Consider the following 15,075-nt stretch of genomic DNA (forward strand, 5'->3'; position numbering starts at 1 on the left):
GGCCTTCTCAATCGCGGTCGAACAGCTCCAACTGCTCATGGGCACCGCGCAGATCCTGCAACCGCACCCCCACACCCAACAAGCGCACCGGTTTGCCGCCACGGGCAAACGCCTGGCGGAGCAATTGTCTGTAGCTGTCCAGATCCCGTCCTGCCCCCGCCTGCTCCAGGGTGGTCTGGCTGAAGTCATGGAACTTGACCTTGACGAAGGGCTTGCCCGGCCGATAGCTGCTATCCATGCGCGCCACCCGCTCCTCCAGGCTGAGCAACAGCTCAGGCAACTTGTCCAGGCAACTGGCCAGGTCCGGCAGGTCGGTGTCATAGGTGTTCTCGACACTGACCGACTGGCGACGGCTGTCGTTCTGTACGACCCGCTCATCGATACCCCGCGCCAGCCCCCACAGACGCTCGCCAAAGCTGCCGAATTCGCGCACCAGCGCCAGACGCGACCAAGCGCGCAACTCCAGGCAAGTGCTGATGCCCAGGCGGCCGAGCTTGTCCGCCGTCACCTTGCCCACGCCGTGCAGCTTACTGACGGCAAGGGCGGCGACAAAATCCTCCACCTGCGCAGGCGTGATGACGAAAAGCCCATTGGGTTTGCGCCAGTCGCTGGCAATCTTGGCCAGAAACTTGTTAGGCGCAACGCCTGCTGAGGCGGTGATGTGCAGCTTATGCGCTACCCGGCGGCGAATATCCTCGGCGATGCGCGTGGCGCTGCCGGAGAACCACTGGCTATCGGAAACATCCAGGTAGGCCTCGTCCAGCGACAGAGGCTCGATCAACTCGGTGTAGTCACGAAAAATGCCGTGGATCTCCCGCGAGGCTTCACGGTAGGCATCAAAGCGTGGCTTGACGATCAACAGGTCCGGGCAGAGCTTCAGAGCATGCCGCGACGACATGGCTGAACGCACACCATAGGCACGCGCCTCATAGTTGCAGGTGGCGATCACGCCGCGGCGATCGGCCGAACCACCCACCGCCATCGGCCGACCGGCCAGGCGCGGGTCGTCACGCATCTCGATGGCGGCATAAAAACAGTCGCAGTCGATGTGAATGATTTTGCGCAAGGACATGGGAGATCGTCAGCACTGTAAATTCATACAGATAGTACCTCATTCACATGCTGTCATCGCACCCACTGCCCGATGAAGCCCGACAATAGGCCCACAAGCCCCGTGATACCTGACCTGCGGGCCAAAACGGAGCGCTAAGGGTTTGAACAAAAAAGGATTTTTCCTGTAAAACGCTTGACATAGGGAAACAAATCCGTAGAATTCGATCTCACAGGCGCGGGATGGAGCAGCCTGGTAGCTCGTCGGGCTCATAACCCGAAGGTCGTCGGTTCAAATCCGGCTCCCGCAACCAGATTCAAGAAGAAGGCCACTGCAGATGCAGTGGCCTTTTTTGTTGCCCATGAAAAAAATCTCACAGCAAATCAATCATTAAGGGTTGACAGCCAAACTGAGAACTGTAAAATGCGCCCCACTGACGCGGGATGGAGCAGCCTGGTAGCTCGTCGGGCTCATAACCCGAAGGTCGTCGGTTCAAATCCGGCTCCCGCAACCATATTCGTCAGAACAAACCTCGCCTGTTTTCAGCAGTGCGGGGTTTGTTGCTTCTAGCCCCCTAAAAATCCCCTCCTTATACACACAGCCCCCGCGCCCCATTGACGAGGGCAACTGCCCCTACTCCAACCTTCCTGCCCTCCTCATGAAACTTCTTTAACGGTGCCAATGGCGCGGTTCAGCCCTGCCCCGGAGTAATATTCAGGCATTGTTTCCTTGCAGGAATTGCCAATTGGCCGCCTACCCCCCTTCCCTCGCGCCCACGGCACGGGGTGCCTGATGACTTCCCAGTCCCCTGAAACACAAGCACCAGCCACCAGCGCATTACCCACCGTAGTGCAAGGACTATCCTGGCTCGACCGACTCAGCAAGTACCGCCAGCCCCTCGGCCTAGCGCTGACCCTGCTGTTGTTCGCCGCGGCCCTGGTCGCCTGCCGTCACTTGTTGAGCGAACTGGATATCCACGCCCTACACGATGCCCTGCTCGGTGTTCCGTCCAACTCCCTGGCAGTTGCCTTTCTGGCCACAGCTGTCGGCTTTCTCATATTGCTCGGCTACGAATGGTCGGCCAGCCGCTATGCCGCAGTGAGCCTGCCACTCGCGACCCTGGCCCTGGGGGGGTTCAGCGCGTTTGCCATTGGCAATGCCATCGGCCTGTCAATGCTCTCCGGCGGCTCGGTGCGCTACCGCCTTTATGCCCGCCAGGGCCTGGGCGCCGCCGAGGTAGCGCGCATGACGGTGTTCGCCAGCCTTTCGCTGGGTTGTGCCCTGCCACCCCTTGCAGCCCTAGCCACCCTTAGTGACCTGCCGGCCGCAGCCAGCGCCCTGCGCTTGTCGCCGATGCTACTCGGAACCGTCGCTGTCGCCGTCCTCGGGCTGACTGCAGCCCTGGTCCTGGGCCTTTATCGACGCCGGCTGCCAGTGCAATCACTGCCCGATAACCTGCTGGTTCAGCTCGGCCGCCGCACCTTGCGCTTGCCGGGTGTCCGCCTGGCTGCCCTGCAATTGCTGATCACCGCACTGGATGTCGCCGCGGCCGCGACCGTGCTGTACCTGCTGTTGCCCGAAGCCCCGCCTTTCGGCGCTTTCGTCCTTGTCTACCTCCTGGCCCTGGCCGCTGGCGTGCTCAGCCACGTGCCTGGCGGCGTCGGGGTCTTCGAGGCAGTACTGCTGGCAGCATTCGCCAACCAGCTCGGTGCCGCGCCACTGGCAGCGGCCCTGCTGCTCTATCGCCTGATCTATGTAGTGCTGCCGCTGCTGCTGGCCTGCGTAGTGCTGCTGGCCAGCGAGGCACGGCGCCTACTGTTCGCCCAACAGGCGATCAAGGCGGCTTCGGGCCTGGCCGCACCAGTGCTGGCGATCCTGGTGTTCCTGTCTGGTGTGGTGCTGCTGTTCTCCGGAGCGACACCGGAGATCGACACCCGCCTGGAACACCTGGGCTTCCTGGTGCCTCACCGGTTGATCGATGCCTCGCACTTCGGCGCCAGCCTGATCGGCGTCCTTTGCCTGCTCCTCGCCCAAGGCCTGCGACGCCGTCTGTCAGCGGCCTGGCTGCTGACCACCGTACTGCTGCTGATGGCGGCACTGCTTTCACTGCTCAAGGGTTTCGACTGGGAAGAAGCCAGCATCCTGACCTTTACCGCCTGCCTGCTGGCCTTGTTCCGCCGCTCCTTCTATCGGCCCAGCCGGCTGCTGGAGCTCCCCTTCTCTCCCCTGTACGTGGCCGCCAGCGCCTGTGTCGTCGGCGCCTCAGTCTGGCTGCTGCTTTTCGCCTACCAGGACGTGCCCTACAGCCACGAACTGTGGTGGCAGTTCACCCTGGACGCCGATGCCCCACGCGGCCTGCGCTCGGCCTTGGGCAGCGCCGTCCTGCTAGTGATCGTCGCCCTGACCTGGCTTCTGCGCACCGCCCGCCCGGTGATTCACCTGCCCTGCGCCGAAGAACTGCAACGCGCCCAGCGCATCCTGCAGGCCTCCGACCAACCCGACGGGGGCTTGGCCCTAACCGGTGACAAAGCGCTGCTGTTCCACCCCAACGGCAACGCATTCCTGATGTATGCCCGCCGCGGCCGTAGCCTGGTGGCGCTATACGATCCTGTCGGCCCGAGCCAGGAGCGCGCCGAGATGATCTGGCAGTTCCGCGACCTGTGCGACGTGCATCACGCCCGCCCGGTGTTCTACCAGGTACGCGCGCAGAACCTGCCGTTCTACATGGACATCGGCTTGACCGCGATCAAGCTGGGAGAAGAAGCCAGGGTGGACTTGCGACGATTCGACATCGACGCCAAGGGCAAGGAGATGAAGGACCTGCGCTACACCTGGAACCGTGGCGGCCGTGATGGCCTGAGCCTGGAGATCCATGAACCCGGGCTAGCGCCCCTAGAGGAACTGAAGGCGATTTCCGACGCCTGGCTCGGCGGCAAGAACGTACGCGAGAAAGGCTTTTCCCTTGGCCGTTTCAGTCCCGAGTACTTGCAACACTTCCGCATCGCCCTGATCCGCTTCCAGGGACGCCCGGTAGCGTTTGCCAACCTGCTGGAAACCCACAGCCGGGAACTGGCCAGCCTCGACCTGATGCGTGCCCATCCGCAAGCGCCGAAGCTGACCATGGAGTTCATGATGATCGGCTTGATCCTGCATTACAAAAACCACGATTACGCCCGCTTCAGCCTGGGCATGGTGCCCCTTTCCGGCCTGCAACCCCGACGAGGCGCCCCGCTGACCCAGCGCCTGGGGTCGATGGTGTTCCGCCGTGGCGAACAACTCTACAACTTCCAGGGCCTGCGACGCTTCAAAGACAAGTTCCAGCCGGACTGGGAACCTCGTTACATGGCCGCACCAGCCGGGCTCGACCCACTGGTGGCGCTGGCCGACACTGCCGCCCTGATCGCTGGCGGCTTGACTGGATTGGTGAAACGCTGATGATCCGACGCTACTGGTTACATGTACTGATCCCACTGTTGCTGGCCCTGCTGACGGCGGCCTTCGGTTTCTGGCTGTGGACCCGGCCAGCCCCGCCGGCGCATCTGGAACACCTAGGCCTGGAAGATGGCGGCAGCCTGACCCGTGCCACCCCCGGCACCCATGCCAAAGCCAGAGTGGCTATCGCCGTGCCACAGGGCCTGGGCCTGAGCGACAAGCAACTGCTCGACCTAAGCCAAGCCGGAGAAGCCCAACTGGTTCAGGTCATCTTGCCGGCAACCGATTGCCTCAAGCAGCAGCACGCCCTGGAGCAAGCCTTGACCCACCTGTCTTCGGCGCCAACCCTGGTTGCCGGCATCGGCCCAGGTGCAGCCTTAGCCTGGAGCTGGCTGGCTGGACAGAACAACGACAAGGCCCGCGCCATATCCGTGGACTTCACCCTGGAACAACCGGGCTGCCCGACTGTCCTGCCGAAATCTGCCGCCCATGGCCACTGGAGCGTGGCCTGGAACGACAATCCGGACGATGCCAGCGCTGCCTTTGTCCGCGACCAAGCCAATGCCGACACCAGCATCAGCGACTACGACATCCACCTGCCGCAAGTACTCAAGGCCCAGTTGACCCAAGCTCTCGTTGGCCGGGATGGCAATGCCCTGAACCTCCCAGTGGTGGAAGTGCCGGCCGGACAAACCACCGACACCGTGACCCTGTTCCTCTCCGGGGATGGCGGCTGGCGCGACCTGGACCGCGATGTCGCCGGTGAAATGGCCAAGCTCGGCTACCCGGTGGTCGGCATCGATACCCTGCGCTACTACTGGCAGCACAAGACCCCGGAACAAAGCGCCGCCGACCTCTCGGAACTGATGCAACACTACCGGCAGAAATGGGGCACCAAGCGCTTCGTGCTGACCGGCTATTCGTTCGGCGCCGACGTGCTGCCTGCGATCTACAACCGTTTGCCAAGCGAAGACCAGCAGCGAATCAATGCAGTGATCCTGCTGGCCTTCGCCCGCAGCGGCAGCTTCGAGATCGAAGTCGAGGGCTGGCTCGGCAAGGAAGGCCAGGAGGCCCCCACCGGGCCGGAAATGGCCAGGCTGCCAGCCTCCAAAGTGGTCTGCGTCTATGGCGTGGAAGAAGCCGATGAAAGCGGCTGCACCGACCACACCGCCGTGGGCGAACGCCTGAAACTGCCGGGTGGGCACCACTTCGACGAAAACTACCCGGCCCTGGCCAAACGCCTGACCCATGAGATCGAGAGCCGCAAGGGCAAATCGAGCTTGGCGCAGCAAAACTGACCCGGCAGCGCCCCGTGCCATGCCTTCCCAGTACCGGCACCGCCCTGCCAAGCCGGCAGGACACGCAGCGGACGCTATGCTTGAAGCGCCCGCTGCGCAAGCTGTGCACGGAGCTTCCGGCCATCCAGGCAGAACAGTGCGAAGCGTGGCGCAGCGTTCGTCGTTTTTCTGCTGGTCAAGTGACTTTCCGCTCGCTAGAATTGCGCACTTTTTGATCAGAGGCGCCGCAAAACGCCCGCCAGGACTGCCCGCCAACAGCCGGGCAAACCGCTTTCAATACCGAGGTTAGTCATGTCCACCACTCCTACGCCCGCCACGCCCAAGGTCGGCTTCGTTTCCCTTGGTTGTCCAAAGGCTCTGGTTGATTCCGAACGGATCCTGACCCAGCTGCGCATGGAAGGCTATGAGGTCGTACCGACCTACGAGGATGCCGACGTGGTGGTGGTCAACACCTGCGGCTTCATCGATAGCGCCAAAGCAGAGTCCCTGGAGGTGATCGGCGAGGCGATCAAGGAGAACGGCAAGGTCATCGTCACCGGCTGCATGGGCGTCGAGGAAGGCAATATCCGCGAGGTACACCCGAGCGTGCTCTCGGTCACCGGCCCGCAGCAGTACGAACAGGTAGTCAGCGCCGTACACGAGGTGGTACCGCCACGCCAGGACCACAACCCGCTGGTCGACCTAGTGCCGCCACAGGGCGTCAAGCTGACCCCGCGCCACTATGCCTACCTGAAGATTTCCGAAGGCTGCAACCACAGCTGCAGCTTCTGCATCATCCCGTCCATGCGCGGCAAGCTGGTCAGCCGCCCGGTCGGCGACGTACTGAGCGAAGCCGAGCGCCTGGTCAAGGCCGGCGTCAAGGAGATCCTGGTGATCTCCCAGGACACCAGCGCCTATGGCGTCGACGTCAAGTACAAGACTGACTTCTGGAACGGCCGTCCAGTCAAGACCCGCATGCTTGAGCTGTGCGAGGCGCTGAGCAGCCTGGGCGCCTGGGTGCGCCTGCACTACGTCTACCCCTATCCGAACGTCGACGACGTGATCCCACTGATGGCTGCGGGCAAGATCCTGCCGTACCTGGACATTCCGTTCCAGCACGCCAGCCCGAAAGTGCTCAAGGCCATGAAACGCCCAGCCTTCGAAGACAAGACCCTGGCGCGCATCAAGAAGTGGCGCGAGCAATGCCCCGAGCTGATCATCCGCTCGACCTTCATCGTTGGCTTCCCCGGCGAAACCGAAGAAGACTTCCAGTACCTGCTCGAGTGGCTCAGCGAAGCCCAGCTCGACCGCGTCGGCTGCTTCCAGTATTCGCCGGTCGAAGGCGCTCCGGCCAATGACCTTGGCCTTGAGGAAGTGCCAGACGACATCAAGCAAGACCGTTGGGACCGCTTCATGGCCCACCAGCAGGCCATCAGCGCTGCACGCCTGCAACTGCGCATCGGCAAGGAAATCGAGGTACTGATCGACGAAGTCGAAGAACAAGGCTCGGTCGGCCGTAGCTTCTTCGACGCGCCGGAAATCGATGGCAGTGTATTCATCGATGGCAGCCACGGCTTCAAACCGGGCGACAAGGTACGCTGCCGGGTCGTGGATGCCGACGAGTACGACCTGTGGGCCGAGCCCATCTGAGGTCGCCGCACTGAACATGCCCCGCCCACTGGCGGGGCATTTTTTTGCATCTATGGTTTCCTCATCAGCCCTCGAGGAATGCTTCCGATGCCACTGCCGCTGAGTTTGCAAACCCCACACCTGAGCGACTACCCGGAGCTGGTCCGAGTCTGGGAAGCCTCGGTACGCGCCACCCATGACTTCCTGCCGGAGTACTACATCCTGCTGTTACGTGACCATGTGCTGCGCCACTACCTCGACGCGGTCATGCTGGTCTGCTGCAAAACCTGCGCGCAACGCATCGGCGGCTTTGCCGGGGTAGCCAATGGCCAAGTGGACATGCTCTTCGTAGCGCCGGAATACCGCGGCCAGGGCATCGGCAAGCGCCTGTTGGGCTACGCCATCGAGGAACTGAACGCCGAGCGCCTGGACGTCAACGAACAGAATACCCAGGCCTTGGGCTTCTACCTGAATCAAGGCTTTGAGGTGGTAGGTCGCTCAGAAACAGACGGCCTTGGGCAACCATACCCCTTACTACATATGAGGCTAATTCGTACAACCCCCTCAGACCAAGGCTAAGGCTGAAGTAGCCCTGTTCCGAAAATGCACCACAGGGCCGATAAATGATGGAATCACCACAGGTTGCCGGCCTCAAGGCGACCCGGACGGGTACAATGGGCGCCTTTCCTTCTGCTCTGCGATGACCTTCATGTCCGAACCCATGCGCCTTTCCAAACGCCTCACCGAACAGCTCGGCTGTTCCCGCCGGGAGGCTGAGCTGTATATCGAGGGAGGCTGGGTCACTGTCGACGGCATGGTGGTCGAGCAGCCCCAGTTCAAGGTGGATGGACAACGTGTCGAACTGCTTCCCGGAGCCAAGGCCGAACAGCTTCCGCCAGTAACCCTGCTGCTCAACCAGCCGGGCGGCCAGGATACCGAGGCCGCCCGCGCGAGCATGACCATGGCCAGCCTGTCCGAGGCCCACCGCCAGGGACAACGCCCCCTGCACGGGCATTTCACCCGCCAGGATTGCGTAGCGCCCTTGCAGGCCGGCGCCAGCGGTCTACAGGTGTTCACCCAGGATTGGCGGGTCAGCCGCAAGATCAACGCCGACCTGTCCCGCCTGGAACAGGAATACATCGTCGAAGTCCGTGGTCAGGCGACGCCCCAGGCCCTGGAGCGGCTGGCCCGTGGCGTGACCCGTAGCGGCCGGGAACTACCGAAGGCCAAGGCCAGCTGGCAGAACGAAACGCACCTGCGCATCGTTCTGAAGAACCCACAACCTGGCCAGATCACCGACTTGTGCACCGCCGTCGGCCTTGAAGTGCTCGGCATGCGTCGCATCCGCCTGGGCGGAGTGAGCATGGGCAAGCTGCCGCTGGCCCAGTGGCGCTACCTGGCCGTTAACGAACGATTCTAGCAATACCGCCGCACCCGCTTTTCGGTGCGGCGCCTGAACAGGATTGACCCAATGAACCACAACGATGTACTACGCAGCCTGCGCTATATGCTCAAGGTCAGCGACGCCCAGATGGGCGAGATCATTAGCCTCTCCGGCCTCGAAGTGGCGACCGACGACGTCGTCAGCTACCTGAAGAAGGAAGAAGAGCCAGGTTACGTGCGCTGCCCGGAAAGGGTCATGGCCCACTTTCTCGATGGCTTGGTGATCTACAAGCGCGGCCGCGACGAGAGTCGTCCACCGTTGCCGATCGAGGTCCCGGTGAGCAACAACACCATCCTGAAGAAACTGCGGGTCGCCTTCGAACTCAAGGAAGATGACTTGCACGCAATACTCAAGGCTGCCGATTTCCCGGTGTCCAAGCCAGAACTCAGCGCGCTGTTTCGCAAGGTCGGGCACGACAACTACCGCCCCTGCGGCGACCAGTTACTGCGTAACTTCCTCAAGGGCCTGACCCTGCGCGTGCGCGGCTGAACCCGCATGGAACATAGCGTTTCACCGGTCGGCATCGTCCACTCCTGCTTCAAGGAGAAGTTCGCGATCCCCCGCCAGCCGCAACTGGCTCCAGCCGCCCGTGGCGTGCTCGAACTACTGCCCCCCTTCGACCAGGGCGATGCCGTCGCCGGCCTGGAGCAGGTCAGCCATATCTGGCTGCTGTTCCTGTTCCACCAAGCCTTGGAGGACAAGCCTCGACTGAAGGTGCGCCCGCCGCGCCTGGGGGGAAACAAGACCATGGGCGTATTCGCCACCCGGGCCACACATCGGCCCAATGGCATCGGTCAGTCAGTGGTGCGCCTGGAAAGTGTCGAGCCTGGGCGCCTGCTGCTGTCGGGCATCGACCTGCTCGACGGCACTCCGGTATTGGACATCAAGCCCTACGTGCCCTACGCCGACTGCATTGCCGGCGCCAGCAACCAGATGGCCAGTGAAGCGCCTGCGGCCATTGATGTGGAGTGGAGCGACACAGCCCTGCCCCAGGCACGGGAACAGGCGCTGCGCTTGGGCGAGCCCCTGGTGGAACTGATCGAACAGTGCCTGGCGCAAGACCCGCGCCCGGCCTACCAGGTGCCACCCGCCGAGCGCGTATATGGCGTCAAGTTCTGGGATGTACAGGTGCGCTGGCACTATCCGCAACCGAACCGCATCCGGGTACTGGAAGTGGTTCGGGACAACTGACCGGTGTCTCAGGGACTACGCTATCCCCAGATACAAAAAACGCAGGCCTGTAAGTGGGGCTGCTTTGCAGCCCCATTGGCCTTAACTGACTGGCATTAGGCCAAGGCCTGCATGTTTTGTGCTTCGCCGCTTACTTCTCGACGAAGGCACGTTCGATCAGGTAGTCGCCTGGCTCGCGCATGCGCGGGGAGATCTTCAGGCCGAAGCTGTCGAGCACTTCGCTGGTCTCGTCGAGCATGCTCGGGCTACCGCAGATCATGGCGCGGTCGTCCTGCGGATTGATCGGCGGTAGGCCGATGTCGCTGAACAGCTTGCCACTGCGCATCAGGTCGGTCAGCCGGCCCTGGTTCTCGAACGGCTCACGGGTCACGGTGGGGTAGTAGATCAGTTTTTCACGCAGCGACTCGCCGAAGAACTCGTTCTGCGGCAAGTGTTCGGTGATGAACTCGCGGTAAGCCACTTCGTTGACGTAGCGCACGCCATGAACCAGGATCACTTTCTCGAAGCGCTCATAGGTTTCCGGGTCTTGGATAACGCTCATGAATGGCGCCAAGCCGGTACCGGTGCTGAGCAGGTACAGGTGCTTGCCCGGGTTCAGGTCATCCAGCACCAAGGTGCCGGTAGGCTTCTTGCTGATGATGATCTCGTCGCCTTCCTTCAGGTGCTGCAGCTGGGAGGTCAGCGGGCCGTCAGGTACCTTGATGCTGAAGAATTCCAGATGCTCTTCCCAGTTCGGGCTGGCGATCGAGTAGGCACGCATGAGCGGGCGGCCGTTAGGCTGTTGCAGGCCGATCATCACGAACTGACCGTTCTCGAAGCGCAGACCCGGGTCACGGGTGCACTTGAAGCTGAACAGGGTGTCGTTCCAGTGGTGAACACTGAGGACACGTTCGTGGTTCATGTTGCTCATGTACGGGCTCCTGAAGAAAAACGCTGCGCTGACCAAGAGCGCGATTGCGCGATAGTTTAGAGGCAGCGACAATATCTGTTAAATGAATTATCAAGATATGTCTTATCGGTTATATAGATATGCGATTCACTCTACGCCAGCTCCAGGTATTCGTCGCCGTAGCCCAACACCAGAGCGTCTCGCGAGCCGCCAGCGTGCTGGCATTGTCGCAATCGGCGGCCAGCACATCCATAACCGAGCTGGAGCGGCAATCGAGCTGCCAGCTCTTCGACCGCGCCGGCAAACGACTGAGCCTCAACGCCTTGGGCCACCAACTGCTGCCCCAGGCCGTTGCCCTGCTCGACCAGGCCAAGGAAATCGAAGACCTGCTCAACGGCAAGTCGGGATTCGGTTCGCTCTCGGTCGGTGCCACACTGACCATCGGCAACTACCTGGCCACCCTGCTGATCGGCAGTTTCATGCAGGGTCACCCGGAGAGCCAGGTCAAGCTCCATGTACAGAACACTGCCCATATCGTGCATCAGGTCGCGCACTACGAGATTGACCTGGGTCTAATCGAGGGCGACTGCAACCACCCCGACCTGGAAGTGCAACCCTGGGTCGAGGACGAGCTGGTGGTGTTCTGCGCGCCGCAACATCCGTTGGCGAAGATTGGCCGGGCAGACATCGAAGCGCTTTCCCGGGAGGCTTGGATCCTGCGCGAGCAGGGCTCCGGCACGCGCCTGACCTTCGACCAAGCCATGCGCCATCACCGCACCAACCTGGACATCCGCTTGGAGCTGGAGCATACCGAAGCGATCAAGCGGGCCGTGGAGTCAGGCCTGGGCATCGGCTGCATTTCACGCCTGGCGCTACGCGATGCCTTCCGGCGAGGCAGCCTGATGCCTGTGGAGACCCCGGAGTTGGACCTCGCCCGGCAGTTCTATTTCATCTGGCACAAGCAGAAGTACCAGACCTCGGCCATGCGCGAATTCCTCGAGCTGTGCCGCAACTTCACCGCAGGGGTCAGGCGCAGTGACGAGATCGTCCTGCCGCCCATTGCCTGAATCTCAGAGCAGGATTACGCCCCAGACCAGCGCAACCATGCTCAGGGCCACCAACTGCGCCGCGCTGCCCATGTCCTTGGCATTCTTGGACAGCGGGTGGCGCTCCAGGGAAATCCGGTCGATGGCCGCTTCGACTGCCGAGTTGAGCAACTCGACGATCAATCCCAGCAAGCACACGGCGATGAGGATCGCCCGCTCGCCGCGGCTGACCGGCAACCAGAAGGCCAGGGGAATCAACAGTACGTTGAGCAATACCAGTTGGCGGAAAGCAGCTTCGCCCTTGAAGGCGGCGCGCAGGCCGTCCAGCGAATAGCCTGCGGCGTTAAGTATGCGTTTGAGGCCGGTCTGGCCCTTGAATGGCGACATGTAGGGTCACTTGAGAAAAGAAGCGCTGCAGCCTAATGCAGCCCGAGTCAAAAAAGCGTGAAGGCGCAAGGCCTTAACTACCGGATACCGATTCCATCTGTTGCAGCAGCAGCGCCGCTTGGGTCCGGGTACGCACACCCAGCTTGCGGAAGATCGCCGTCACATGCGCTTTGATAGTCGCCTCCGAAACACTCAGCTCATAAGCGATCTGCTTGTTCAGCAGCCCTTCGCAGACCATGGTCAGGACCCGGAACTGCTGTGGGGTCAGGCTCGCCAGACCTTCGCTGGCGGCCTTGGCCTCAGCCGAGACATCGACTTTCTCGAACGCCTGCGGTGGCCACCAGACTTCACCATCGAGGACTTTGCGCACGGCCTCCTGGATCACTTCCAGAGGGCTGGACTTGGGAATGAAGCCACTGGCACCGAACTCCCGAGACTTGACCACCACTGCTGCTTCTTCCTGGGCCGAGACCATCACCACCGGGATCTGCGGGTATTGGCCACGCAGCAGGACCAACCCGGAGAAGCCATAGGCGCCAGGCATGTTCAGGTCCAGGAGCACCAGGTCCCAGTCGGATTTTTCGGTCAGGCGCGTTTCCAGCTCGGCGATGCTCGCCACTTCAACCAAACGCACGTCAGGCCCGAGGCCGAGGGTAACAGCCTGGCGCAAAGCGCTACGAAACAGCGGGTGGTCATCGGCTATCAGGATTTCGTATGTGGCCATCGATCTATGGATCCTGTTCTGTGCCAGGCGCAGGAGGGGTAAGTGGGTCGCCTGGCGGGCAACTCAGGGGGCAAACGCAGGTCCGCGCCCGGAAAGGCACGGCGAAGTCCGGGTAGCAGCATCTTCGTCGTGCCCGAATCGGCGCCAAGGATGCCGAGCCCGGTCCGGGTGGTCAAGCCAAATGCCCGGCCGGCCTCGCCCGCCCTGACTGCCAGCCCCGGCATTATGGACCAATCCGGCGCGCCCGCCCCTTGTACTATAGGAAGGTTTGCAAACGCTGGTGTGCGCTGTCCTGGTCGTCCAACGGCAAATGCCGCTTGGCGCTCAGGTAGTGGGTGCTGAACACATCGAGGTAGGCATCCAGGGCTTGGGCAGCCTGCTGGTCGCCAGCCAGCTCTAGGCACATGGCTGCTACTTCCGCGGTGCAAAAGTGATCATCACGCTTGGAGCGGCGCAGGCGGTAGCGGGACATCTGTTCCGGCTGCAGGCTCAGCACCGGGAAACGCTCCAGGTAAGGGCTCTTGCGGAACATCTTGCGCGCCTCGGTCCAGGTGGCGTCGAGCAGAATGAACAACGGACGCTTGCCAGGCTCGCGCGCCACCTCGGTCACCACTCGCTCAGGCGCGACGAACTCGCCCGGGAAGACGATGTAAGGCTGCCATTGCGGTTGCTCGAGCAACGCCAGCAGCTTTTCGTCGACCTGAGTACGCTGCCAGCCGAACGCCGAAGTGTCGGTGATCAGGTCGGCGATCAACCAACCAGTGTTGGTGGGCTTGAGTGGCTCGGTGTCATGCATCACTAGGCACATGCCCGACTCGGCGCTGACCTTGGGCCGCCAGGCGCACAGGCAATGGCTGATAATCACCCGGCAACCCGGGCAACGCTCTGCCCGCGATCCCCGGGCAACGAAAGGTTTGCTACTGCGCGCCAGGCGCTCGGCGCGCAGGCGCGCTACGGCATGACTCATGACGGGCGGCAACGCTGATGGAAGGAAATGGACACTGCGGCAACTCGGACAGAAAACAAAGCGCCAGTTTACCAGAGGGGCCGGCATTTGCCGTGCAGGTGGCAGGACACCTCCCTTATAATCGCAGACTTGGCACTTGTTCCATGGAACGCCATCGGTAGGCGCCGGTCAAATTGCCAGTCATCGAACCAGGAGAGATTCATGCTGCGTCTTATCGTCCCGACCCTGAGCCTGCTGTTTGCCCTACCCCTGGCGGCCCAGGCAGCCTCCAAACAGGAGTACGAGCTGACCCAAATGCTGCAGAAGGTCGCCAAGGAGAGCAGCGTCGGCACGCCCCGCGCAATCAACGAAGACATCCTCGACCAAGGCTATACCGTTGAAGGCAAGGCCTTGATCAACCACCTGAGCGTGCGCGAAAGCCATGCCCAGCAGATGCTTGCCAATCCGGACCAGGTCCGCAGCCAGCTTGGCGACAGTGTCTGCAGGAACAACGGCTACCGTCAGTTGCTCTCCAAGGGTGCCGTACTGGTCTATCGCTTCACCGTCTACAAGAGCAACCGCCCAGTCATGGATCAGCCTTTCGACGCCGCCAGCTGCGTTGCGGGCAACAAGAAGTAAACTCAGGCGACCCGATCATTGTCGTTAGCGCGCCGCTGCTCCTCATCGGCGCGCAACTCCGCCAGCAGGGCCTGGAGGTAACGCGAATGCCGCTCTCCCCCCTCCAGCCGACGCCGGCACTCCGCCTCCAGGCTTAGGTTATTGGCCCGGGCAGCACGTTCCAGCAACTGGAGCAGTTGCCGGTCAACCTCCAGAACCAGCCGATGCATAGCGCAACCTCTGCGCATGGCCATTGAAGCTACTGCCCCCAGTTAACCAGAGGCGCAAGACGATTGGATCCTGCCTGACGAACGGCCAAATCAACGCCATTCGGCACGAAGAGGCGCCAGGGTCTAGATTGATAGCGAACACTTGGATTTTTCAACGGCAAGCAAAGGGGGTCTGTGCCGCCGTACCTGCGTTCCCGTTACCGGAACAACG

The 15,075-nt window shown here is 62.1% G+C and carries 15 protein-coding genes and 2 tRNA genes; 11 read left to right on the forward strand and 6 right to left on the reverse strand.

Annotated features, from left to right (window positions below; all coding sequences use genetic code 11):
- Nucleotides 1-7: 7 nt before the first annotated feature.
- Complete coding sequence (gene dinB / locus ACYU03_RS19585; RefSeq protein WP_461891505.1) at nt 8-1,066, reverse strand: DNA polymerase IV; 1,059 nt, start codon at nt 1,064-1,066, stop codon at nt 8-10.
- 221 nt (nt 1,067-1,287) lie between these two features.
- Between dinB and ACYU03_RS19590 the strand changes: the two genes are divergently transcribed.
- From ACYU03_RS19590 to tsaA, 9 genes are all read left to right on the forward strand, one after another.
- Nucleotides 1,288-1,364, forward strand: a tRNA-Met gene (locus ACYU03_RS19590).
- A gap of 124 nt (nt 1,365-1,488) precedes the next feature.
- Nucleotides 1,489-1,565 (forward strand) — tRNA-Met (locus ACYU03_RS19595).
- A gap of 278 nt (nt 1,566-1,843) precedes the next feature.
- The gene (gene mprF / locus ACYU03_RS19600) at nt 1,844-4,486 is read left to right on the forward strand and encodes a bifunctional lysylphosphatidylglycerol flippase/synthetase MprF (protein ID WP_461886282.1); all 2,643 of its coding nucleotides are present in this window, start codon (nt 1,844-1,846) and stop codon (nt 4,484-4,486) included.
- Entirely contained in the window at nt 4,486-5,781 is a 1,296-nt protein-coding gene (locus ACYU03_RS19605) for a virulence factor family protein (protein ID WP_461886283.1), read from the forward strand. Before mprF ends, ACYU03_RS19605 begins: the two co-directional genes overlap by 1 nt.
- Before the next feature lie 291 nt (nt 5,782-6,072).
- Nucleotides 6,073-7,410 (forward strand): 30S ribosomal protein S12 methylthiotransferase RimO, encoded by a 1,338-nt coding sequence (gene rimO / locus ACYU03_RS19610; RefSeq protein WP_461886284.1) that lies wholly within the window; start codon nt 6,073-6,075, stop codon nt 7,408-7,410.
- An 87-nt stretch (nt 7,411-7,497) separates the two neighbouring features.
- A complete protein-coding gene (locus tag ACYU03_RS19615; protein ID WP_461886285.1) occupies nt 7,498-7,968 on the forward strand; it encodes a GNAT family N-acetyltransferase in 471 nt (156 codons plus the stop codon).
- A gap of 130 nt (nt 7,969-8,098) precedes the next feature.
- Entirely contained in the window at nt 8,099-8,809 is a 711-nt protein-coding gene (locus ACYU03_RS19620) for an rRNA pseudouridine synthase (RefSeq protein WP_461886286.1), read from the forward strand.
- Nucleotides 8,810-8,860: 51 nt separating this feature from the next.
- The gene (locus ACYU03_RS19625) at nt 8,861-9,322 is read left to right on the forward strand and encodes a YehS family protein (protein ID WP_461886287.1); all 462 of its coding nucleotides are present in this window, start codon (nt 8,861-8,863) and stop codon (nt 9,320-9,322) included.
- A gap of 6 nt (nt 9,323-9,328) precedes the next feature.
- On the forward strand, nt 9,329-10,024 hold the full coding sequence (gene tsaA, locus ACYU03_RS19630; RefSeq protein WP_461886288.1) for a tRNA (N6-threonylcarbamoyladenosine(37)-N6)-methyltransferase TrmO: 696 nt from the start codon (nt 9,329-9,331) through the stop codon (nt 10,022-10,024).
- A 130-nt stretch (nt 10,025-10,154) separates the two neighbouring features.
- Here the strand turns inward: tsaA and fpr are convergent, their stop codons facing one another.
- Nucleotides 10,155-10,934 carry a ferredoxin-NADP reductase gene (fpr, locus tag ACYU03_RS19635; RefSeq protein ID WP_461886289.1) on the reverse strand — a complete coding sequence of 260 codons (780 nt, stop codon included), beginning with the start codon at nt 10,932-10,934 and terminating at the stop codon, nt 10,155-10,157.
- Nucleotides 10,935-11,053: 119 nt separating this feature from the next.
- On the opposite strand from fpr, the gene finR reads away from it, so the two are divergent.
- Nucleotides 11,054-11,980, forward strand: coding sequence for a LysR family transcriptional regulator FinR (gene finR / locus ACYU03_RS19640; protein WP_461886290.1), 927 nt, complete (start codon nt 11,054-11,056; stop codon nt 11,978-11,980).
- A 3-nt stretch (nt 11,981-11,983) separates the two neighbouring features.
- Here the strand turns inward: finR and ACYU03_RS19645 are convergent, their stop codons facing one another.
- The 3 genes from ACYU03_RS19645 to ACYU03_RS19655 form a co-directional block, all read right to left on the reverse strand.
- Entirely contained in the window at nt 11,984-12,346 is a 363-nt protein-coding gene (locus ACYU03_RS19645) for a diacylglycerol kinase (protein ID WP_461886291.1), read from the reverse strand.
- A 73-nt stretch (nt 12,347-12,419) separates the two neighbouring features.
- Nucleotides 12,420-13,070, reverse strand: a complete 651-nt coding sequence (gene erdR, locus ACYU03_RS19650; protein WP_461886292.1) for a response regulator transcription factor ErdR — start codon at nt 13,068-13,070, stop codon at nt 12,420-12,422.
- Between the two features lie 256 nt (nt 13,071-13,326).
- Nucleotides 13,327-14,037, reverse strand: a complete 711-nt coding sequence (locus ACYU03_RS19655; RefSeq protein WP_461886293.1) for a tRNA-uridine aminocarboxypropyltransferase — start codon at nt 14,035-14,037, stop codon at nt 13,327-13,329.
- Between the two features lie 201 nt (nt 14,038-14,238).
- Here ACYU03_RS19655 and ACYU03_RS19660 point away from each other — a divergent pair, with 201 nt between their 5' ends.
- Nucleotides 14,239-14,655 carry a quorum-sensing-regulated virulence factor family protein gene (locus ACYU03_RS19660; protein WP_461886294.1) on the forward strand — a complete coding sequence of 139 codons (417 nt, stop codon included), beginning with the start codon at nt 14,239-14,241 and terminating at the stop codon, nt 14,653-14,655.
- 2 nt (nt 14,656-14,657) lie between these two features.
- Here the strand turns inward: ACYU03_RS19660 and ACYU03_RS19665 are convergent, their stop codons facing one another.
- Nucleotides 14,658-14,864, reverse strand: a complete 207-nt coding sequence (locus tag ACYU03_RS19665) for a hypothetical protein (protein WP_461886295.1) — start codon at nt 14,862-14,864, stop codon at nt 14,658-14,660.
- Nucleotides 14,865-15,075: the final 211 nt, after the last annotated feature.

The organism is Pseudomonas sp. X10, assembly GCF_054889225.1.

Bases quoted from the DNA above. Each gene is read 5' to 3' on its own strand.
- mprF (WP_461886282.1), top strand. From the start codon at position 1,844: ATGACTTCCCAGTCCCCTGAAACACAAGCACCAGCCACCAGCGCATTA.
- ACYU03_RS19605 (WP_461886283.1), top strand. From the start codon at position 4,486: ATGATCCGACGCTACTGGTTACATGTACTGATCCCACTGTTGCTGGCC.
- rimO (WP_461886284.1), top strand. From the start codon at position 6,073: ATGTCCACCACTCCTACGCCCGCCACGCCCAAGGTCGGCTTCGTTTCC.
- ACYU03_RS19615 (WP_461886285.1), top strand. From the start codon at position 7,498: ATGCCACTGCCGCTGAGTTTGCAAACCCCACACCTGAGCGACTACCCG.
- ACYU03_RS19620 (WP_461886286.1), top strand. From the start codon at position 8,099: ATGTCCGAACCCATGCGCCTTTCCAAACGCCTCACCGAACAGCTCGGC.
- ACYU03_RS19625 (WP_461886287.1), top strand. From the start codon at position 8,861: ATGAACCACAACGATGTACTACGCAGCCTGCGCTATATGCTCAAGGTC.
- tsaA (WP_461886288.1), top strand. From the start codon at position 9,329: ATGGAACATAGCGTTTCACCGGTCGGCATCGTCCACTCCTGCTTCAAG.
- fpr (WP_461886289.1), bottom strand. From the start codon at position 10,934: ATGAGCAACATGAACCACGAACGTGTCCTCAGTGTTCACCACTGGAAC.
- finR (WP_461886290.1), top strand. From the start codon at position 11,054: ATGCGATTCACTCTACGCCAGCTCCAGGTATTCGTCGCCGTAGCCCAA.
- ACYU03_RS19645 (WP_461886291.1), bottom strand. From the start codon at position 12,346: ATGTCGCCATTCAAGGGCCAGACCGGCCTCAAACGCATACTTAACGCC.
- erdR (WP_461886292.1), bottom strand. From the start codon at position 13,070: ATGGCCACATACGAAATCCTGATAGCCGATGACCACCCGCTGTTTCGT.
- ACYU03_RS19655 (WP_461886293.1), bottom strand. From the start codon at position 14,037: ATGAGTCATGCCGTAGCGCGCCTGCGCGCCGAGCGCCTGGCGCGCAGT.
- ACYU03_RS19660 (WP_461886294.1), top strand. From the start codon at position 14,239: ATGCTGCGTCTTATCGTCCCGACCCTGAGCCTGCTGTTTGCCCTACCC.
- ACYU03_RS19665 (WP_461886295.1), bottom strand. From the start codon at position 14,864: ATGCATCGGCTGGTTCTGGAGGTTGACCGGCAACTGCTCCAGTTGCTG.